We start from the raw sequence: 18,037 nt of genomic DNA on the forward strand, positions 1-18,037 counted from the left end.
TATGGTCCGACTGGTTCGTTGGTCGGCAACTCTCACTGCAACTGACTGCCTCGGGGGCGGGGAAGTTGCCGACCGTGAGCGAACCGATACCTAATTCACCCTGTGGGGTGCAGGTATTCGAACGGGTGCTCAGTGCTTGTAGAAGCCCTGGCCGCTCTTGCGGCCGATGTCGCCCGCGTCCACCATGCGGCGCATCAGCTCCGGCGGCGCGAACTTCTCGTCCTGCGACTCCGTGTAGATGTTGCTGGTGGCGTGCAGCAGGATGTCGACGCCGGTGAGGTCCGCGGTGGCCAGCGGGCCCATGGCGTGCCCGAAGCCGAGCTTGCAGGCGATGTCGATGTCCTCGGCCGAGGCGACGCCCGATTCGTACAGCTTCGCGGCTTCGACGACCAGCGCGGAGATGAGACGGGTCGTCACGAAGCCGGCGACGTCGCGGTTGACGACGATGCAGGTCTTGCCGACGGACTCGGCGAACGCGCGGGTGGTGGCGAGGGTTTCGTCGCTCGTCTTGTAGCCGCGCACGAGCTCGCACAGCTGCATCATCGGGACCGGCGAGAAGAAGTGCGCGCCGACGACCCGCTCCGGACGCTCCGTCACGGCCGCGATCTTGGTGATCGGGATCGCGGAGGTGTTGGAGGCGAGGATCGCGTCCTCGCGCACGATCTTGTCGAGCGCGCGGAAGATCTCGTGCTTGACCTCAAGCTTCTCGAAGACGGCCTCGACGACGATGTCGGCGTCGGCGACCGCTTCCAGCTCGGTGGTCGTGGTGATGCGGGCGAGCGCCGCCTCGGCGTCCTCGGCCGTCAGCTTGCCCTTGGAGACGAACCGGTCGTACGAGGCCTTGATCCCGTCGGTACCGCGCGTCAGAGCGGCATCGGTGACATCGCGCAGCACGACGTCCCAACCCGCTTGAGCGGAGACCTGCGCGATTCCGGAACCCATCAGTCCGGCACCGATGACGGCGAGCTTCCCAGCCACTGCACACCCCACGTTCTTCTAGGACACGGCCTCAGATACGGCACAGCCTCGTTCGTTCTCCGGCGGAGACTAGCGTCCGCGAGGGGCCGAGTGACCGCGAAGTAACACGCGTCACGTCTCAGATGACGGACATCACACCGGGACGGCCCAGCAGTGCGGCGGGGGCCCGCAGTTGGCCCGGACCAGGGGGTGTCCTGTCGATCGGGCCGGATCAGGGAGCGGTGTCTGGTGCCGTGCATCGCAAGGCGGAGGAGGGAGTCGATGCGGAGCATCGGCGAGTGACGACAACGCGGCGAGGCGCGGCACCAGACGCCGCGAGCCCGGCCTGATCGGCAAGACACCCCCTAGGGTGGCGGCATGGTGAACCTCACGCGCATCTACACCCGTACAGGTGACAAGGGCACGACCGCGCTCGGCGACATGAGCCGCACGGCCAAGACCGATCTGCGGATCTCGGCGTACGCCGACGCCAACGAGGCCAACGCGGCCATCGGAACGGCCATCGCGCTCGGCTCGCTGCCCGCCGATGTCGTGAAGGTCCTGGTCCGTGTGCAGAACGACCTGTTCGACGTGGGCGCCGACCTCTGCACCCCGGTCGCCGAGAACCCCGAGTACCCGCCGCTGCGCGTCGAGCAGTTCTACGTGGACAAGTTGGAGGCCGACTGCGACCTCTTCAACGGCGAGCTGGAGAAGCTCCGCAGCTTCATCCTGCCCGGCGGCGCTCCCGGCGCGGCCCTCCTGCACCAGGCCTGCACGGTGGTGCGGCGCGCCGAGCGCTCCACCTGGGCGGCCCTGGAGGCGCACGGCGAGGTCATGAACCCGCTCACGGCCACCTACCTCAACCGCCTCTCCGACCTCCTCTTCATCCTGGCCCGCACGGCCAACAAAGAGGTCGGCGACGTCCTGTGGGTCCCGGGCGGCGACCGCTGAGCCGTCCCGGGACCGTCGCCCGCCCGAAGGCCGGGCCGTCCCGGGACCGTCGCCCGCCCGAAGGCTAGAGCGCGTCCACGGAGTCGCGCAGGCCGGATTTCGCCGGTGCCCGCTTCGGCCACACCGTGTAGGCGACGGCGATCAGGGTGTGGATGCCGACCACCCGCAGGGCCGTGAGCTGCCACCCGCGCAGCACCGCGGTGTCGCCCGAAGCGCCGACGTACCAGATCGCGGCCTGCAGCAGGCCGGCCGCGACGGCCGCCGCGAGGACCGTCCGCGCGACCAGCTTCCACTCGTGGACGGCCCGCGCCCCGCCGTACCCGGCGCCGGCCGGCTTCGGGCCGCCGGCCAGCCGGTACGCGGCGTGGCCGTCGAGCCAGCGCACGGTGTAGTGCCCGTAGGCGACGGTGTAGCCGAGGTAGAGCGCGGCGAGCCCGTGCTTCCAGTCCGGCTCGGCGCCGCCGCGCAGGTCCACGGCGGTGGCCACCAGCAGCACCAGCTCCAGGAGCGGCTCGCACAGCAGGACGGCCGCGCCGGTCTTGGGCATCTTCGCGAGGTAGCGCAGGGCCAGGCCGCCGGCCAGCAGGACCCAGAAGCCGACTTCACAGGCGATGATCAGGGTGACGAGCACGGGAGTCTCCGTTCCTGTGGTGGGGGGATGCCTCCAGCTTCCCGCCCGTTCCGCGCAGATTCCTCGTCGCCGGTGACGAATGCCGATCGGCCGCCCTGCATCCTTCGATGTACGGGGCCCGTCCGAAATGCGGCCGCGATGGCGACGCCCGCCCGCGCCGCAGCCTGTTGGATGGGCCCGTGACCCTCCAGATCCCGCCGCCGCACCGCCACGACGTCCTGCTCGCCGTGACCAGCGTGGCCGCCGGCCTGCTCCTGTGGTCGCTCGGGGTGTACAGCTCCCCCACCCGGGACCTGCTCCCGGCCTGGGCCGCCCTGGTGCCGCTCCTCGCCCTCGGCTCGATGGAGCTGCTGCGCCGCAGCCTGCCCCGGGTGACCCTGGCGGTCGGCACCGCGGGGCTGATCGCCGACCAGTTCACCGTGGGCAATCTGGCCACCGTCCTGATCTTCACCGACCTGATGTACGCGGCCGTCGTCTACGGCACACCCGCCCTGGCCCGCCGCCTCCCGGTGCAGACCGGCCTGATCACCATCGCCGTCACCATCGCCTCCGTGGCCTGGCTGCGCACCCCGCAGGCGCTGCTGATCGGCGTGGTCACCGGCATCGTCGGCTTCGGTCCGGCGCTGACCGGGGCCACCCTGCGCAACCACCGCGAGGCCGCCATCGCGGCCCGGCTGCGCGCGGAGCAGACCGCGCTGCTGGCCGAAATGGACCGGTCGCAGGCGGTCGTCGCCGAGCGGGCCCGGATGGCCCGCGAACTGCACGACATGGTGGCCAACCACCTCTCCGCCATCGCCATCCACTCCACCGCGGCGCTCTCCATCGACTCCCCCGCCACCAGCCGCGAGGCCCTCGGGGTGATCCGCGAAAACAGCGTCCAGGGACTGGCCGAGATGCGCCGGCTGATCGGACTGCTGCGGGCCGCGGGCGCCGGAGAGGAGGCCGTCGCCACGCCCTCGCTGGACGGGCTGGACGCCCTGCTGGAACAGGCCCGTACGAACGGGGCCGCGAGCGGGCTGGACTTCGTGCTCCGTGACGACCGGCCGTCCGGGGAGCCCCTGCCCGCCCCGGTGGAGCTGGCGGCGTACCGGATCGTCCAGGAGTCGGTGACCAACGCCCTCAAGCACGCCGCCCCCGGCACGGTCACCGTCCGCCTGGCCCGCGAGCGGCCCGGAGCCGGGGCCCGGGGCAAGGGTGCGGGCGGGGCCGGCGCGCTGCGCGTGGCGGTCGACTCCCCCTACGGGGAACGCCCCGGCCCCCGCGCCCCCGGCTCCGGCGCCGGTCTGATCGGCATGCGCGAGCGGACGGAACTGCTGGGCGGAACATTCGAAGCGGGCCGCGCGGACGCGGTCTGGCGGGTCCGGGCGACGCTGCCCGTGGAAGAAGAGGCGGTACGGACGTGATGATCAGGGTCGTGGTGGCGGAGGACCAGAGCGCGGTACGGGCCGGGCTGGTCCTGATCCTGCGCAGCGCCGGCGACATCGAGGTGGCGGGCGAGGCCGCGGACGGGGAGGAGGCCGTGCGCCTGGCCCGTGAGCTGCGGCCGGACCTGGTGCTCATGGACGTGCAGATGCCTCGCCTGGACGGGGTGTCGGCGACCCGCCAGGTGGTCGCGGAGGGGCTGGCCGATGTCCTCGTGCTCACCACCTTCGACCACGACGAGTACGTCTTCGGCGCCCTGCGCGCGGGCGCGGCGGGCTTCCTGCTCAAGGACGCGGACGCGGCGGAGCTGATCGGGGCGGTACGGACCGTCGCGCGCGGGGAGGGCCTGATCGCCCCGGCGGTGACCCGGCGGCTGATCGCGGAGTTCGCGGACCCGCGGCCCGTACGGGTGCCCGTACCGGCGACGGTGGAATCGCTGACCCCGCGCGAGCGGGAGGTGTTGGGGTGCCTGGGCAAGGGGCTGTCGAACGCGGAGATCGCGGTGCGCCTGGAGATGGCGGAGGCCACGGCGAAGACCCACGTCAGCCGGGTGCTGGCCAAACTGGAGCTGCGCAGCCGGGTCCAAGCCGCCGTTCTGGCACAGGAGTTGGGCCTCTAACCGAATCCGACCGAAAATATATCCGAGGCTGCTACGGAAGGTCTGGACCTCTTGACGGTTGGTCCAGACCTTTCTACTCTCACGCACAACTGTGGTGAGCGTGCCATGACAAGACGTCACGGCCGCGCTCACGGGCGGCGCAGGTCCCACCCCCATGCAGCGGCCGTCCCCACGGCCGCTGCGGACCTCGGAGGAGCACCCTTGAGCACAGCACCCCCACGACGCGCACCGCTGTTTCGAAGAGTCGCGGCCGCACTGGCCGTCCTCACCCTGCCCGTCGCCGGACTCGTGGCCATCGCCGGTCCCGCCGAGGCGGCCGCCTCGGCCACCGCGACGTACACCAAGGTCTCCGACTGGGGCTCCGGCTTCGAGGGCAAGTGGACGGTGAAGAACACCGGCACGACCACCCTCAGCAGCTGGAACGTGGAGTGGGACTACCCGGCCGGCACCGCCGTCACCTCCGCCTGGGACGCCACCGTCACCAGCTCGGGCACCCACTGGACCGGCAAGAACGTCGGCTGGAACGGCACCCTCGCCCCCGGCGCCACCGTCAGCTTCGGCTTCAACGGCACCGGCACCGGCGCCCCCAGCGGCTGCAAGATCAACGGCGGCAGTTGCGACGGCGGCACCAATCCCACCGACAACCCGCCCAGCGCTCCCGGCACCCCCACGGCCAGCGGCGTCACCGACACCGGGCTGACCCTCGGCTGGGCCGCGGCCACCGACGACAAGGGCGTCAAGAACTACGACGTCTTCCGCGGCGGCGCCAAGATCGCCACCGTCACCAGCCCCTCGTACACCGACTCGGGCCTGACCAAGGGCACGACCTACACCTACACGGTCACCGCCCGCGACACCATCGACCAGACCGGTCCCTCCTCCGGCGCCCTCTCGGTGACCACCACCGGCGGAGTCGTCGATCCCCCGCCGCCGGGCGGCCCGGTCAAGCTCGGCTACTTCACGAACTGGGGCGTCTACGGTCGCAACTACCACGTGAAGAACCTGGTCACCTCGGGCTCCGCGGCGAAGATCACCCACATCAACTACGCCTTCGGCAACGTCCAGGGCGGCAAGTGCACCATCGGTGACTCCTACGCCGACTACGAGAAGGCCTACACCGCCGACCAGAGCGTCGACGGCGTCGCCGACACCTGGGACCAGCCGCTGCGCGGCAACTTCAACCAGCTGCGCGAGCTGAAGAAGAAGTACCCGAACATCAAGGTGCTGTGGTCCTTCGGCGGCTGGACCTGGTCCGGCGGCTTCGGCCAGGCCGTACAGAACCCGGCCGCCTTCGCCCAGTCCTGCTACGACCTGGTCGAGGACCCGCGCTGGGCCGACGTCTTCGACGGCATCGACCTGGACTGGGAGTACCCGAACGCCTGCGGCCTGACCTGCGACACCAGCGGCACGGCCTCCCTCAAGAACATGATGCAGGCCATGCGCACCAAGTTCGGCGCGAGCAACCTGGTCACCGCCGCCATCTCCGCCGACGGCTCAAACGGCGGCAAGCTGGACGCCGCGGACTACGCGGGAGCGGCGCAGTACGTCGACTTCTACAACGTGATGACCTACGACTTCTTCGGCGCGTGGGCGGCGCAGGGCCCGACGGCCCCGCACTCCCCGCTCACCTCGTACAGCGGCATCCCGACCGCCGGATTCAACTCCGAGGCCGCCATCACCAAGCTCAAGGGCAAGGGCATCACCGGCTCCAAGCTCAACCTCGGCATCGGCTTCTACGGCCGCGGCTGGACCGGCGTCACCCAGGCGACCCCCGGCGGCACCGCCACCGGCCCGGCGGCCGGCACCTACGAGCAGGGCATCGAGGACTACAAGGTCCTCAAGGCCAGCTGCCCGGCCACCGGAACCATCGCCGGCACCGCCTACGCCAAGTGCGGCAGCAACTGGTGGAGCTACGACACCCCCGCCACCATCGCCGCGAAGATGAACTGGACGAAGCAGCAGGGCCTCAAGGGCGCCTTCTTCTGGGAGTTCAGCGGCGACACCACGAACGGTGAGCTGGCCTCCGCGATCCACAGCGGACTGCAGTAGAAAGACCGAAGCCGGGAGACGGGTCCGCCCCCGTCTCCCGGCTTCTTCATGCCCGAATGTGATCAGGCGACATTCACCCGTTGCCCGGGCGGCGCGGCCTCCAGCCAGGCCAGGAAACCGGTCAGCGCGTCATCGCTCATCGCCAGCTCCAGGCGGGTGCCGCGATGCGCGCAGCAGAGTACGACGGCGTCGGAGAGCAGGGCCAGCTCCTCCTCGCCCTCGGGCGCACGGCGGGCGACGACCTCGATGGAGGACCGCTCCAGCAGCCGGCGCGGCCGCGGGGAGTAGCTGAAGACGCGGAACCAGTCGATGCGGTCACCGCTGTAGCGCGCGACCCCGTACACCCAGCCCTTGCCGGAGACGTCCGGTTCCTCGGACACGCCCCAGCGCATGCTGCAGTCGAAGGTGCCGCCGGATCGCTGGATCAGCCTGCGGCGCAGCCCGAACACAAAGAGCCCGATCACCACCAGGGCTACGACCAGGCCGCTCACAAGCAGAGCGAGGAGCATCTTTCACCGACCTCCTCGCTCATCGAATACGGCACGACAGCGTTCCTACCAGACGGAGTCTGGCGCGGACCCGCATCGCCTCAGCCGCGACCCGGTCCGGAAAACTCCGGAACAGGCCGCGGCTGAGGTTTGAAACTCTTACCAGTACCGGGGCTTAGCGCCCCGAAACCGCGCGCAGCCGGACATCGGCGCGACGCTCGGAGACCGAGTCGGTCTCCGCCTTCGCGCGCTCCAGTGCCCGCTCCGCCCGCTCGACGTCGATCTCGTCGGCAAGCTCGGCGATCTCGGCCAGCAGCGACAACTTGTTGTCCGCGAACGAGATGAATCCGCCGTGCACCGCGGCGACAACAGTGTTGCCCCCGACGGTACGGATGGTCACCGGGCCCGATTCCAGCACACCGAGAAGCGGCTGGTGACCGGGCATGACGCCGATGTCGCCGGACGTGGTGCGGGCGACAACCAGGGTGGCCTCGCCGGACCAGACATTCCGGTCCGCCGCGACCAGCTCGACGTGCAGCTCAGCAGCCATGGTGGCTCCTCGGGTCACCACCCGGCGGAATGGCCGGGTGTTGGGTCAAATTCTAATGGGCGTGAGGAGAGGGACGGGACACACCCGCCCCTCTCCGTCATTCAGCTGTGCTCACGGATGAGCGCGGCCTCAGGAGACGCCCAGCTCCTTGGCGTTCGCCTTGAGGTCCTCGATGCCACCGCACAGGAAGAACGCCTGCTCGGGGAAGTGGTCGTAGTCTCCGTCGCAGATCGCGTTGAAGGCCACGATCGACTCGTCGAGCGGAACGTCCGAACCGTCGACGCCGGTGAACTGCTTGGCGACGTGCGTGTTCTGCGACAGGAAGCGCTCGACACGACGGGCACGGTGGACAACGAGCTTGTCCTCCTCGCCCAGCTCGTCGATACCGAGGATCGCGATGATGTCCTGGAGGTCCTTGTACTTCTGCAGGATCCCCTTGACGCGCATCGCCGTGGCGTAGTGGTCCGCCGCGATGTACCGCGGGTCGAGGATGCGGGACGTCGAGTCCAGCGGGTCCACGGCCGGGTAGATGCCCTTCTCGGAGATCGGACGGGAAAGAACCGTCGTCGCGTCGAGGTGGGCGAAGGTGGTGGCCGGCGCCGGGTCGGTCAGGTCGTCCGCGGGGACGTAGATCGCCTGCATCGAGGTGATCGAGTGACCGCGGGTCGAGGTGATGCGCTCCTGCAGCAGACCCATCTCGTCAGCCAGGTTCGGCTGGTAACCCACGGCGGACGGCATGCGACCGAGAAGGGTCGACACCTCCGAACCGGCCTGGGTGTAACGGAAGATGTTGTCGATGAAGAAGAGCACGTCCTGCTTCTGCACATCGCGGAAGTACTCCGCCATGGTCAGACCGGCCAGCGCGACGCGAAGACGCGTGCCCGGCGGCTCGTCCATCTGACCGAAGACGAGCGCCGTCTTGTCGATGACGCCGGACTCGGCCATTTCCTCGATGAGGTCGTTGCCCTCACGGGTACGCTCACCGACGCCCGCGAAGACCGACACGCCGTCGTGGTTGTTGGCGACGCGGTAGATCATTTCCTGGATCAGAACGGTCTTGCCGACACCGGCACCACCGAACAGACCGATCTTTCCACCCTTGACGTACGGGGTGAGAAGGTCGATGACCTTGACGCCGGTCTCGAACATCTCGGTCTTCGACTCGAGCTCGTCGAAGCGGGGGGCCTTGCGGTGGATCGGCCAGCGCTCGGTGACGTTGGCGTTCTCCTCCGGGTAGTTCAGCACCTCACCGAGGGTGTTGAACACCTTGCCCTTGGTGAAGTCACCGACGGGGACGGTGATGCCCTCGCCCGTGTTGACCACCGTGGCCTGGCGGACCAGACCGTCGGTGGGCTGCATGGAGATGGTGCGGACCAGGCCGTCACCCAGGTGCTGGGCGACTTCCAGGGTCAGCGTCTTCAGCTCGCCGTCCTGGGCCGGGTCGGCCACCTGGACCTTCAGCGCGTTGTAGATCTCGGGCATGGCGTCGACGGGGAACTCCACGTCGACGACCGGGCCGATGACCCGGGCGACGCGGCCCGTGGCGGCGGCCGTCTCAACAGTGGTCGTCATTACTTGTCACTCCCCGCGGTCGCGTCTGCCATGGCGCTGGCGCCACCGACGATCTCGCTGATTTCCTGGGTGATTTCGGCCTGGCGGGCCGCGTTGGCAAGCCGGGAGAGGCTCTTGATGAGATCCCCGGCGTTGTCGGTAGCCGACTTCATCGCGCGGCGGCGGGCGGCGTGCTCGGAAGCGGCCGACTGCAGCAGTGCGTTGTAGATGCGGCTCTCGACGTAGCGCGGCAGAAGGGCGTCGAGGACGTCCTCCGCCGACGGCTCGAAGTCGAACAGCGGAAGGATCTCGCCCTTCGCGCCGCTCTCCTCTTCGACCTTGTCGAGGCTGAGCGGCAGCATCCGGCCGTCCACCGCGTTCTGCGTCATCATCGACACGAATTCCGTGTAGACGATGTGCAGCTCGTCGACGCCGCCCTCGGCCGTAACCGTCTGGATGGCCTCGATCAGCGGCGCCGCGACGCGCTTGGCGTCGGCGTAGGCCGGGCTGTCGGTGAAGCCGGTCCACGACTCCGCGACCTTGCGCTCACGGAAGCCGTAGTAGGCGACACCCTTGCGGCCGACGATGTACGTGTCGACCTCCTTGCCCTCGCCGCGCAGCCGCTCGGTGAGCCGCTCCGCCTGCTTGAGGGCGTTCGAGGAGTAGCCGCCGGCCAGACCGCGGTCGCTCGTGATGAGCAGGACCGCGGCACGCGCCGGTGCCTCGACCTCGGTGGTCAGGGCGTGCTTGGTGTTCGAGCCGGTCGCCACCGCGGTCACCGCACGGGTGAGCTCGGTCGCGTAGGGCATCGATGCCGCCACCTTGCGCTGCGCCTTGACGATGCGCGAGGCGGCGATCATTTCCATCGCCTTAGTGATCTTCTTGGTCGCCGTGACGGCACGGATGCGACGCTTGTAGACCCGGAGCTGCGCTCCCATGAGTCAGGTCCCTTCCGTCGTCACTTGGAGACGTTGACGGCCGGCGCGTCCTCGCCCAGGAGCTTGCCGTCCGAGGTCTCGAAGCCGCGCTTGAAGTCGGCAATGGCGTCACCGATGGAGGTGAGCGTGTCGTCCGACATCTTGCCGCCGTCCGCGATGGAGGTGAGGAGGTCCTTGCGCGAAACGCGCAGGTGCTCCAGCAGCTCCGACTCGAAGCGACGGATGTCGTTGACCGGTACGTCGTCCATCTTGCCGGTGGTACCGGCCCAGACGGAGATGACCTGCTCCTCGACGGGCATCGGCTGGTACTGGCCCTGCTTCAGCAGCTCCACCAGACGCTTGCCGCGCTCCAGCGAGGACTTCGAAGCGGCGTCCAGGTCGGAACCGAAGGCGGCGAACGCCTCCAGCTCGCGGTACTGGGCGAGGTCCAGGCGCAGACGGCCGGAAACCTGCTTCATGGCCTTGTGCTGGGCCGAGCCACCGACGCGGGAGACCGAGATACCGACGTTCAGCGCCGGGCGCTGGCCCGCGTTGAACAGGTCGGACTCAAGGAAGCACTGGCCGTCGGTGATGGAGATGACGTTGGTCGGGATGAACGCCGACACGTCGTTCGCCTTGGTCTCGACGATCGGCAGACCGGTCATCGAACCGGCACCCATGTCGTCGGAGAGCTTGGCGCAGCGCTCCAGCAGACGGGAGTGCAAGTAGAAGACGTCGCCCGGGTAGGCCTCGCGGCCCGGCGGACGGCGCAGCAGCAGCGACACGGCACGGTAGGCGTCGGCCTGCTTCGACAGGTCGTCGAAGATGATCAGGACGTGCTTGCCGGCGTACATCCAGTGCTGGCCGATGGCCGAACCGGTGTACGGCGCCAGGTACTTGAAGCCGGCCGGGTCGGACGCCGGGGCGGCGACGATCGTCGTGTACTCGAGCGCGCCGGCGTCTTCCAGGGCGCCGCGAACGGACGCGATGGTCGAGCCCTTCTGGCCGATGGCGACGTAGATGCAGCGAACCTGCTTGTTCACGTCGCCCGAGCGCCAGTTGTCGCGCTGGTTGATGATCGTGTCGACGGCCAGAGCGGTCTTGCCGGTCTGACGGTCACCGATGATCAGCTGACGCTGGCCACGGCCGACCGGCACCATCGCGTCGATCGCCTTGTAGCCGGTCTGCATCGGCTCGTGGACCGACTTGCGGACCATGACGCCGGGGGCCTGCAGCTCGAGGGCGCGGCGGCCCTCGGTCGCGATCTCGCCGAGGCCGTCGATCGGGTTGCCGAGCGGGTCGACGACGCGGCCGAGGTAACCCTCGCCGACGCCGACGGAGAGCACCTCACCGGTGCGCTGCACCGGCTGGCCCTCCTCGATACCGCTGAACTCGCCGAGGACGACGGCGCCGATCTCGCGCTCGTCGAGGTTCAGGGCGAGACCAAGGGTTCCGTCCTCGAACTTCAGCAGCTCGTTCGCCATGGCGGAGGGCAGGCCCTCCACCTTCGCGATGCCGTCGCCGGCAACGCTGACCGTACCGACCTCCTCGCGCGAGGCCGCGTCCGGCTGGTACGACTGGACAAAGTTCTCCAGTGCGTCCCGGATCTCCTCCGGCCGGATCGTGAGCTCCGCCATCTGGGTTCCCTGCTCTCCTTGTTGGGCCTGAAGCTTCTTAGGGGTCTGGGGGCGACCCCCAGGAATCTTCTGCAAGTTCTGCACGGCCCAACCGGGCCGCTAGGAATGCTTTTTTCTAATGTGTGGCTGGTCAGCCGGCCATGCGGCGCGACGCCTCGGCGATGCGGTCCGCGATGGTGCCGTCGATGACCTCGTCGCCGACCCGCACCGAGATCCCGCCGAGGACCGTGGGGTCCACGTCGAGGTTCAGGTGCATCGGGCGGCCGTACAGCTTTGCCAGCACCGCGCCGAGACGCTGCTTCTGGACGTCGCTGAGCGGAACCGCGGTGGTCACGGTGGCGACCATGCGGCCACGACGCTCGGCGGCGACCTTGGAAAGGGACTCGAGGCCCGCTTCCAGGCTACGTCCACGCGGGTGCGTGACGAGACGCGTGACCAGCCGCTCGGTGACGGCGTTCGCCTTGCCGCCGAGCAGGCTGCGGAGCAGCTGGCTCTTGGCGGCGGCGGTGGCCGACCGGTCGGTCAGTGCTGCGCGCAGCTCGGTGTTCGAGGTGACGATCCGGCCGAACCGGAACAGCTCGTCCTCGACGTCGTCGAGGCCTCCGCTGCTCTGGGCCGCCGTGAGGTCGGCGGTGGCCGCCAGGACCTCGAGCGAGTCCACCAGGTCGCGGGACTGCGACCAGCGGGACCGGACCATGCCGGACACCAGGTCGAGGGTTTCCCCGCCCACCTGGCCGCCGAGCAGACGACCGGCCAGCTCGGCCTTGGCCTCGCCGGACTGCGCCGGGTCCGTGATGACCCGACGCAGCGAGACCTCACGGTCGAGCAGCGCGGTGACGGCCGCCAGCTCGCCGGCGAGCTTCGCCGCGTCGACGGACGTGTTGTCCGTCAGCGCGTCGAGACGCTCGCGGGCGGTGGCCAGCGCGTCGCGGCTCGCTCCGTTCATCGGGCGGCCTCGGCCTTCTCCTCAAGCTCGCTGAGGAAACGGTCGATCGTGCGGCTCTGCCGGGCGTGGTCCTCGAGGGACTCGCCGACAAGCTTTCCGGCCAGGTCGGTCGCCAGCTTGCCGACGTCCTGACGGAGGGCGGAAGAGGCGGCCTTGCGGTCAGCCGCGATCTGGGCGTGACCGGCAGCGATGATCTCCTCACGCTGCCGCTGGCCCTCTGCGCGAAGTTCTTCCTTCAGCGCGGTGCCCTGCTCCAGAGCGTCCTGGCGCAGGCGAGCGGCCTCGTGCCGGGCTTCGGCGAGCTGGGCCTTGTACTGCTCCAGAACGCTCTGAGCCTCGGTCTGAGCGGCTTCTGCCTTTTCGATACCGCCTTCGATGGCCTCGCGGCGCTCGTCCAGAACCTTGTTGATGTTCGGGAGGAGCTTCTTCGCGAGGAAACCGAAGACGATGACGAAGGCGATCAGACCGATGACGAGCTCGGGGATCGGCGGAACGAGGGGGCTGTTCGGCTCCTCGGCCGCGAGAACCAGGAGGTTCACATCAGTGCCTTTCGTCGATTCGGACTAGTCGTTGGGTTCGTCTTAGTAGACGAACGGCATGACCAGGCCGATGAGGGCGAGCGCCTCACAGAAGGCGAAGCCGAGGATCTGGTTGGCGCGGATCAGACCGGCAGCCTCGGGCTGACGGGCAAGAGCCTGGGTACCGTTACCGAAGATGATGCCGACGCCGACGCCCGGGCCGATCGCCGCGAGACCGTAACCGACGGAGCTGAGGGAACCTTCGACGGCAGCAAGGGTCTGGGACATGCCAGTTCTTCCTTCTCTTTCACGGACCGGTGGGGGTTGGCCACCGGACGACAGGGGGGTTTGGGTGCGGGCCCGGCTCAGTGGTGCTCGGCGAGCGCGCCCTGCAGGAAGCTGCAAGCCAGGAGGACGAAGACGTACGCCTGGACAGCCTGGATGAAGAGCTCGAACGCGGTCATCACGATGACCATGACGAACGAGACGCCCGCGTAAGCGATGCCGATCCCGTTCAGCAGGTACCAGCTGGCGATGGTGAACAGCAGCAGCAGGGTGTGACCCGCGAACATGTTCGCGAAGAGTCGGACCGCGTGCGTGAACGGGCGGACCAGGACGTTCGAGAAGAACTCGATCACCATGACCAGCGGCAGAACCGGGCCGAGCGTCTTGTCGTAGCCGGTCAGGTTCTTGAAGCCGCCCACGAAACCGTGGCGCTTGAAGGTCACCGACATCCACATCACGTAGATGATGAGGGCGAGGCCGGCCGGGTACGCGATGACGGCGGTCACCGGGAACTGGGCGAGCGGCACGATCGACCACAGGTTCATGATCCAGACGAAGAAGAACGTCGCGACCATGAAGGGGACGTACTTCTCGCCTTCCTTCTTACCGAGCGTCTCGTAGACGATGCCGCGGCGTACGAAGTCGTAACCCGCTTCGGCGACCATCTGCAGCTTGCCCGGGACGACCTTCGGCTTCCGGAACGCGGCCCAGAAGAAGCCGACGATGATGACCGAGCCCAGCAGGGCGAGCAGCATCGTCTTGTTGAAGTACAGGTTGCTGTCGCCGTCACCGAAGATCGGCTCGAACAGGAACGAGTACAGGGTCGGGCCCGGGAAGCCGCAGCCAGTGCCGTCTTCGAAATGACAGTTCAATTCGAAGGCGAGCGTCATGTCAGCAGCACTCACCGCAGGGCTCCTTCAGCGTGGCGCATAGGTACGGCAACCTCGTTGTGTCGGCGCGGCGTGCAGCCGCGGTTCGGCACTGGACAGGTATTACGGATGGTGGGGCGACAGTCAGGCATCGAGCCTCGCGATGGAACAGGCGTCAGCTCAGATGCCCGCGCCCGCAATGCCGCAGTTGAAACCGGACGATAGCAGCATCCCGAACGCGCACTTATTCCGCCCCTACCCCTCACGGCTTCTGGCCCGAATTTCCGGGCTTGTCGCCCTTCATCGAATCCGGTTCGACGTAGAGGATCTTGGCCTTCATATGAGCACGCGCCTGTGCGCCGATCCACACGAGGGTGGTGACGACGAGCGTGATCGCGAAAGCCTTGGGGTTGAACAGTGTCGTGTTCTTGAACACGGCGAGAAAGACGAAGAGCAGCAGGATCTGGGCCGTGTAGAGCATGAGCCCCATGGCCTGGAACAGGTGCGGCATTGATTTCGCCGTGCGCTGCAGTACGAGGAATCCGATGCCCATGAACAGCATCACCACGACCGTCGCGACGACGGCGCCCACGGCCCCCTTGCCACCGGCGACGATCCCACTGATGACGGCGGCGAGAGCGCCGACGACAGCCGTGGGAACGGCGGATTGCAGAAGGGATCGGACGTCATCTGACCGCATGGCGGTTTGCTCCGCGTGGTGGTGGGGGCACTGGGACTCGTACAGGACGAGCGTAAGCCCGGTCCGAGTGGGAACCTCGGGCCAATGGACCGTCGCACTACGGTCCTTCGGCTCTGTCGCCGGGTTTAGTGAACGGTATCACAAAGTATTTGATGAGAGCTTTACTCGGAGGGTGTGCGGACTGTCACACATGAGAGTGACCCTGCGCGTGTGTGCGCGACAACCAAGTGGCTTGTCTGGTAAAGGGGGTTCATGTCCGACATGCGTGCGGGACGTCAGCGCGAGGAGCCGGCCTTACGCCGGTCGGGGAGCCGTGAACGGGGGCCGATGGCGGTCGCCCCGTTGACGCCGGACACTCCCGCCGCGATCGGCCGGGCCGGCTCCGGCTCCGCCGCGGAATCCTCGTGCAGGGCCGCCTCGGCGGCCCGTTCCGCGTGCCGGTAGCGCGGCGGGACCAGCCGCTCCGCCCAGCGCGGGGCCCTCGGGGTGAAGCGCGGCAGCAGGAGCAGCAGCAGGCCCACGGCGCTCAGCGCGGAGATCGCGAGCACGATCCACATGGATGCGGAATGCACCGAATACGCCACGGTGCCGAAGGCGATCAATCCTGACCAGAAGTACATGATGAGCACGGCCCGGCTGTGCGAATGCCCGAGCTCCAGCAGCCGGTGGTGGAGGTGGCCGCGGTCCGCGGCGAAGGGCGACTGGCCCTTCCAGGTGCGCCGCACGATGGCCAGGACCAGGTCCGTCATGGGGATCGCGATGATCGTGAGCGGCAGGATCAGCGGGATGAAGACCGGCAGCATCGCGTGGGTCGCGTTGCGCTCACCTCCCACGAACAGCGCCATCGCGTCCGGGTCCACCTGTCCGGTGACGGAGATGGCGGCGGCGGCCAGCACCAGGCCGATGAGCATCGAGCCGGAGTCGCCCATGAAGATCCGGGCGGGGTGCATGTTGTGCGGCAGGAAGCCGAGGCACATGCCCATCAGGATGGCGGCGAAGAGGGTCGCGGGCGCGGCCGCCTCGATCCCGTAGCCGAACCAGATGCGGTACGCGTAGAGGAAGAACGCACAGGTCGCGATGCAGACCATGCCGGCGGCGAGGCCGTCGAGGCCGTCCACGAAGTTCACCGCGTTGATGGTGATCACGACGAGGGCCACGGTGAGCAGGTTGCCCTGCCAGGGGGTGAGGGAGACCGAGCCGATCCCGGGGACCGGAATCCACAGGATGGTCAGGCCCTGCATGCACATCACGCCGGCGGAGATCATCTGCGCGCCGAGCTTGATCAGGGCGTCGAGCTCGAACTTGTCGTCGAGTACGCCGACCAGCCAGATCAGGGCCGCCCCGGAGAGCAGGGCCCGCGGCTCGTTCGACAGCTCGAAGACCCCGTTGAGGTTCTGCAGGTGGTCCGCGACGAGCAGGCCGGCGCACAGTCCGCCGAACATCGCGATGCCGCCGAGCCGCGGAGTGGGCTCCCGGTGTACGTCGCGGGCCCGGATCTCCGGCATCGCGCCCACGGCGATCGCGAACTTCCGCACGGGCCCGGTGAGTAGATAAGTCACCGCGACCGTGACGCAAAGCGTCAGCAGATATTCACGCACGGGCTGCCCCAGATGTTTCGCCGGCCATCTCAGCCCCACACACTAGCTGCGATGTACTCACTGTCGGGGACGCGCAGGGGCGGTACCCCGGTTGCGGTACGTCGTACTTGCCCCGCTTAAACCCCATACGGCGGAAAACTGACCACCAGCTCACTGACGTCCTTACGGATCTTCGCCGGCTCCCCGCCCGTCAGCGCGGCCGTGAACAGCTCGGCGATCCGGCCCATCTCCGGCTCCCCCATCCCCTGCGTGGTCACCGCCGCGGTGCCGAGGCGGATGCCGCGCTGATCACCGTACGGAAGGGCGCAGGTGTCCAGCACGATGCCGGCGGCGGCCAGCCGGCCCCGGGCGCCCGCGCCGTCGAGGCCCAGCGGTGCGGGGTCGGCGGTGATCAGGTGGGTGTCGGTCCCGCCGGTGGTGATCGCGAACCCGCGGGCGGCGAGCGCGTCGGCCAGGGCGCGGCCGTTGGCGACCACCCGGTGCGCGTAGGAGGTGAAGGCGGGCCCGGCGGCCTCGCCGAAGGCCACTGCCTTGGCGGCGATGGTGTGCATCTGCGGGCCGCCCTGGCTGAAGGGGAACACCGCCCGGTCGATCCGCTCCGCGAACTCCGCCCCGCACAGGATCATCCCTCCGCGCGGACCCCGGAGCACCTTGTGGGTGGTGGCCACGACGATGTCGGCGTAGGGCACGGGGCTGGGCGCCGCCCCGCCGGCCACCAGTCCGATGGGGTGGGCGGCGTCGGCGATCAGGAAGGCCCCGACCTCGTCGGCGATCTCCCGGAAGACGGAGTACTCGAGGTGCCGCGGATAGGAGATGGACCCGCACACGATGGCCTTGGGCCGGTGTTCGTGCGCGAGCCGCTGCACCTGGGCGTAGTCGATGAGCCCGGTCGCGGCGTCCACCCCGTACCCGACGAAGTCGAACCAGCGTCCGGAGAAGTTGGCGGGCGACCCGTGGGTGAGGTGTCCCCCGGAGGTGAGCGCCATCGCCAGCACGGTGTCCCCGGGCCGCAGCAGCGCGGCGTACGCGGCGAGCACGGCGGCGGATCCGGAGTGCGGCTGCACGTTCGCGTGCTCGGCGCCGAAGAGGGCGCGGGCCCGCTCGACGGCGATCCGCTCCGCGAGGTCGGCGTACTCACAGCCGCCGTGGTGGCGGGCGCCGGGGTACCCCTCGGCGTACTTGTTGGCGAGTGGCGATCCCAGTGCGGTGAGCACGGCGGCCGAGGTGAAGTTCTCGGCGGCGATCAGCTGCAGCCCGGTCGCCTGCCGCTGCCGCTCCCCGTCGAGGACGTCGGCCATCTGCGGATCCTGCTGGCGCAGCAGGTCCAGGGGCTGGGTGATGACGCTCAT

18 protein-coding genes are annotated in these 18,037 nt (G+C 68.8%); 4 read left to right on the plus strand and 14 right to left on the minus strand.

All coding sequences use genetic code 11. The features are described 5' to 3' along the window. Positions 1 to 129: 129 nt before the first annotated feature. Positions 130 to 978, minus strand: a complete 849-nt coding sequence (locus tag ACIQV3_RS15205) for a 3-hydroxyacyl-CoA dehydrogenase family protein (protein WP_327304509.1) — start codon at positions 976 to 978, stop codon at positions 130 to 132. Between the two features lie 357 nt (positions 979 to 1,335). On the opposite strand from ACIQV3_RS15205, the gene ACIQV3_RS15210 reads away from it, so the two are divergent. Beyond that, the gene (locus ACIQV3_RS15210) at positions 1,336 to 1,908 is read left to right on the plus strand and encodes a cob(I)yrinic acid a,c-diamide adenosyltransferase (protein WP_327304510.1); all 573 of its coding nucleotides are present in this window, start codon (positions 1,336 to 1,338) and stop codon (positions 1,906 to 1,908) included. 64 nt (positions 1,909 to 1,972) lie between these two features. Here ACIQV3_RS15210 and ACIQV3_RS15215 read toward each other — a convergent pair whose 3' ends face one another. Then, positions 1,973 to 2,539, minus strand: coding sequence for a hypothetical protein (locus ACIQV3_RS15215; RefSeq protein WP_403712839.1), 567 nt, complete (start codon positions 2,537 to 2,539; stop codon positions 1,973 to 1,975). Positions 2,540 to 2,646: 107 nt separating this feature from the next. Here ACIQV3_RS15215 and ACIQV3_RS15220 point away from each other — a divergent pair, with 107 nt between their 5' ends. The 3 genes from ACIQV3_RS15220 (at position 2,647) to ACIQV3_RS15230 (ending at position 6,629) form a co-directional block, all read left to right on the plus strand. Further along, positions 2,647 to 3,942, plus strand: coding sequence for a sensor histidine kinase (locus ACIQV3_RS15220; protein WP_403712840.1), 1,296 nt, complete (start codon positions 2,647 to 2,649; stop codon positions 3,940 to 3,942). Then, positions 3,939 to 4,580, plus strand: coding sequence for a response regulator (locus ACIQV3_RS15225; RefSeq protein WP_403712841.1), 642 nt, complete (start codon positions 3,939 to 3,941; stop codon positions 4,578 to 4,580). The genes ACIQV3_RS15220 and ACIQV3_RS15225 overlap by 4 nt, the downstream gene beginning before the upstream one ends. Before the next feature lie 201 nt (positions 4,581 to 4,781). Beyond that, positions 4,782 to 6,629 carry a glycosyl hydrolase family 18 protein gene (locus ACIQV3_RS15230; protein WP_403712842.1) on the plus strand — a complete coding sequence of 616 codons (1,848 nt, stop codon included), beginning with the start codon at positions 4,782 to 4,784 and terminating at the stop codon, positions 6,627 to 6,629. A 62-nt stretch (positions 6,630 to 6,691) separates the two neighbouring features. Here ACIQV3_RS15230 and ACIQV3_RS15235 read toward each other — a convergent pair whose 3' ends face one another. The 12 genes from ACIQV3_RS15235 to glyA form a co-directional block, all read right to left on the minus strand. After that, positions 6,692 to 7,138: a DUF2550 domain-containing protein gene (locus ACIQV3_RS15235; protein WP_403712843.1), complete on the minus strand. Its 447-nt coding sequence runs from the start codon at positions 7,136 to 7,138 to the stop codon at positions 6,692 to 6,694. Between the two features lie 154 nt (positions 7,139 to 7,292). Then, a complete protein-coding gene (locus tag ACIQV3_RS15240; protein ID WP_243336233.1) occupies positions 7,293 to 7,667 on the minus strand; it encodes a F0F1 ATP synthase subunit epsilon in 375 nt (124 codons plus the stop codon). 129 nt (positions 7,668 to 7,796) lie between these two features. Then, positions 7,797 to 9,239 carry a F0F1 ATP synthase subunit beta gene (atpD, locus tag ACIQV3_RS15245; RefSeq protein ID WP_383947109.1) on the minus strand — a complete coding sequence of 481 codons (1,443 nt, stop codon included), beginning with the start codon at positions 9,237 to 9,239 and terminating at the stop codon, positions 7,797 to 7,799. Then, on the minus strand, positions 9,239 to 10,156 hold the full coding sequence (locus ACIQV3_RS15250; protein ID WP_403712844.1) for a F0F1 ATP synthase subunit gamma: 918 nt from the start codon (positions 10,154 to 10,156) through the stop codon (positions 9,239 to 9,241). The genes atpD and ACIQV3_RS15250 overlap by 1 nt, the downstream gene beginning before the upstream one ends. Before the next feature lie 20 nt (positions 10,157 to 10,176). Further along, positions 10,177 to 11,772: a F0F1 ATP synthase subunit alpha gene (atpA, locus tag ACIQV3_RS15255; RefSeq protein WP_403712845.1), complete on the minus strand. Its 1,596-nt coding sequence runs from the start codon at positions 11,770 to 11,772 to the stop codon at positions 10,177 to 10,179. 130 nt (positions 11,773 to 11,902) lie between these two features. Beyond that, the gene (locus ACIQV3_RS15260; protein WP_403712846.1) at positions 11,903 to 12,718 is read right to left on the minus strand and encodes a F0F1 ATP synthase subunit delta; all 816 of its coding nucleotides are present in this window, start codon (positions 12,716 to 12,718) and stop codon (positions 11,903 to 11,905) included. Beyond that, complete coding sequence (locus tag ACIQV3_RS15265; RefSeq protein ID WP_403712847.1) at positions 12,715 to 13,257, minus strand: F0F1 ATP synthase subunit B; 543 nt, start codon at positions 13,255 to 13,257, stop codon at positions 12,715 to 12,717. Before ACIQV3_RS15265 ends, ACIQV3_RS15260 begins: the two co-directional genes overlap by 4 nt. Before the next feature lie 42 nt (positions 13,258 to 13,299). Then, entirely contained in the window at positions 13,300 to 13,524 is a 225-nt protein-coding gene (atpE, locus tag ACIQV3_RS15270; protein ID WP_030545783.1) for an ATP synthase F0 subunit C, read from the minus strand. A 77-nt stretch (positions 13,525 to 13,601) separates the two neighbouring features. Further along, positions 13,602 to 14,411, minus strand: a complete 810-nt coding sequence (gene atpB, locus ACIQV3_RS15275) for a F0F1 ATP synthase subunit A (protein WP_403712893.1) — start codon at positions 14,409 to 14,411, stop codon at positions 13,602 to 13,604. Between the two features lie 241 nt (positions 14,412 to 14,652). After that, entirely contained in the window at positions 14,653 to 15,090 is a 438-nt protein-coding gene (locus ACIQV3_RS15280; RefSeq protein ID WP_403712848.1) for a hypothetical protein, read from the minus strand. A 275-nt stretch (positions 15,091 to 15,365) separates the two neighbouring features. Beyond that, positions 15,366 to 16,700: an MraY family glycosyltransferase gene (locus ACIQV3_RS15285; RefSeq protein ID WP_403712894.1), complete on the minus strand. Its 1,335-nt coding sequence runs from the start codon at positions 16,698 to 16,700 to the stop codon at positions 15,366 to 15,368. Between the two features lie 104 nt (positions 16,701 to 16,804). After that, a complete protein-coding gene (glyA, locus tag ACIQV3_RS15290; RefSeq protein ID WP_403712850.1) occupies positions 16,805 to 18,037 on the minus strand; it encodes a serine hydroxymethyltransferase in 1,233 nt (410 codons plus the stop codon).

This window comes from Streptomyces sp. NPDC099050, from assembly GCF_044759865.1.
In the GTDB taxonomy this organism is placed as follows: Bacteria; Actinomycetota; Actinomycetes; order Streptomycetales; family Streptomycetaceae; genus Streptomyces.

Excerpts from the sequence above, each read along its gene's own strand:
- ACIQV3_RS15210 (WP_327304510.1), top strand. The coding sequence starts at position 1,336 with ATGGTGAACCTCACGCGCATCTACACCCGTACAGGTGACAAGGGCACG.
- ACIQV3_RS15220 (WP_403712840.1), top strand. The coding sequence starts at position 2,647 with ATGTACGGGGCCCGTCCGAAATGCGGCCGCGATGGCGACGCCCGCCCG.
- ACIQV3_RS15235 (WP_403712843.1), bottom strand. The coding sequence starts at position 7,138 with ATGCTCCTCGCTCTGCTTGTGAGCGGCCTGGTCGTAGCCCTGGTGGTG.
- ACIQV3_RS15240 (WP_243336233.1), bottom strand. The coding sequence starts at position 7,667 with ATGGCTGCTGAGCTGCACGTCGAGCTGGTCGCGGCGGACCGGAATGTC.
- atpD (WP_383947109.1), bottom strand. The coding sequence starts at position 9,239 with ATGACGACCACTGTTGAGACGGCCGCCGCCACGGGCCGCGTCGCCCGG.
- ACIQV3_RS15250 (WP_403712844.1), bottom strand. The coding sequence starts at position 10,156 with ATGGGAGCGCAGCTCCGGGTCTACAAGCGTCGCATCCGTGCCGTCACG.
- atpA (WP_403712845.1), bottom strand. The coding sequence starts at position 11,772 with ATGGCGGAGCTCACGATCCGGCCGGAGGAGATCCGGGACGCACTGGAG.
- ACIQV3_RS15260 (WP_403712846.1), bottom strand. The coding sequence starts at position 12,718 with ATGAACGGAGCGAGCCGCGACGCGCTGGCCACCGCCCGCGAGCGTCTC.
- atpE (WP_030545783.1), bottom strand. The coding sequence starts at position 13,524 with ATGTCCCAGACCCTTGCTGCCGTCGAAGGTTCCCTCAGCTCCGTCGGT.
- atpB (WP_403712893.1), bottom strand. The coding sequence starts at position 14,411 with ATGACGCTCGCCTTCGAATTGAACTGTCATTTCGAAGACGGCACTGGC.
- ACIQV3_RS15280 (WP_403712848.1), bottom strand. The coding sequence starts at position 15,090 with ATGCGGTCAGATGACGTCCGATCCCTTCTGCAATCCGCCGTTCCCACG.
- glyA (WP_403712850.1), bottom strand. The coding sequence starts at position 18,037 with ATGAGCGTCATCACCCAGCCCCTGGACCTGCTGCGCCAGCAGGATCCG.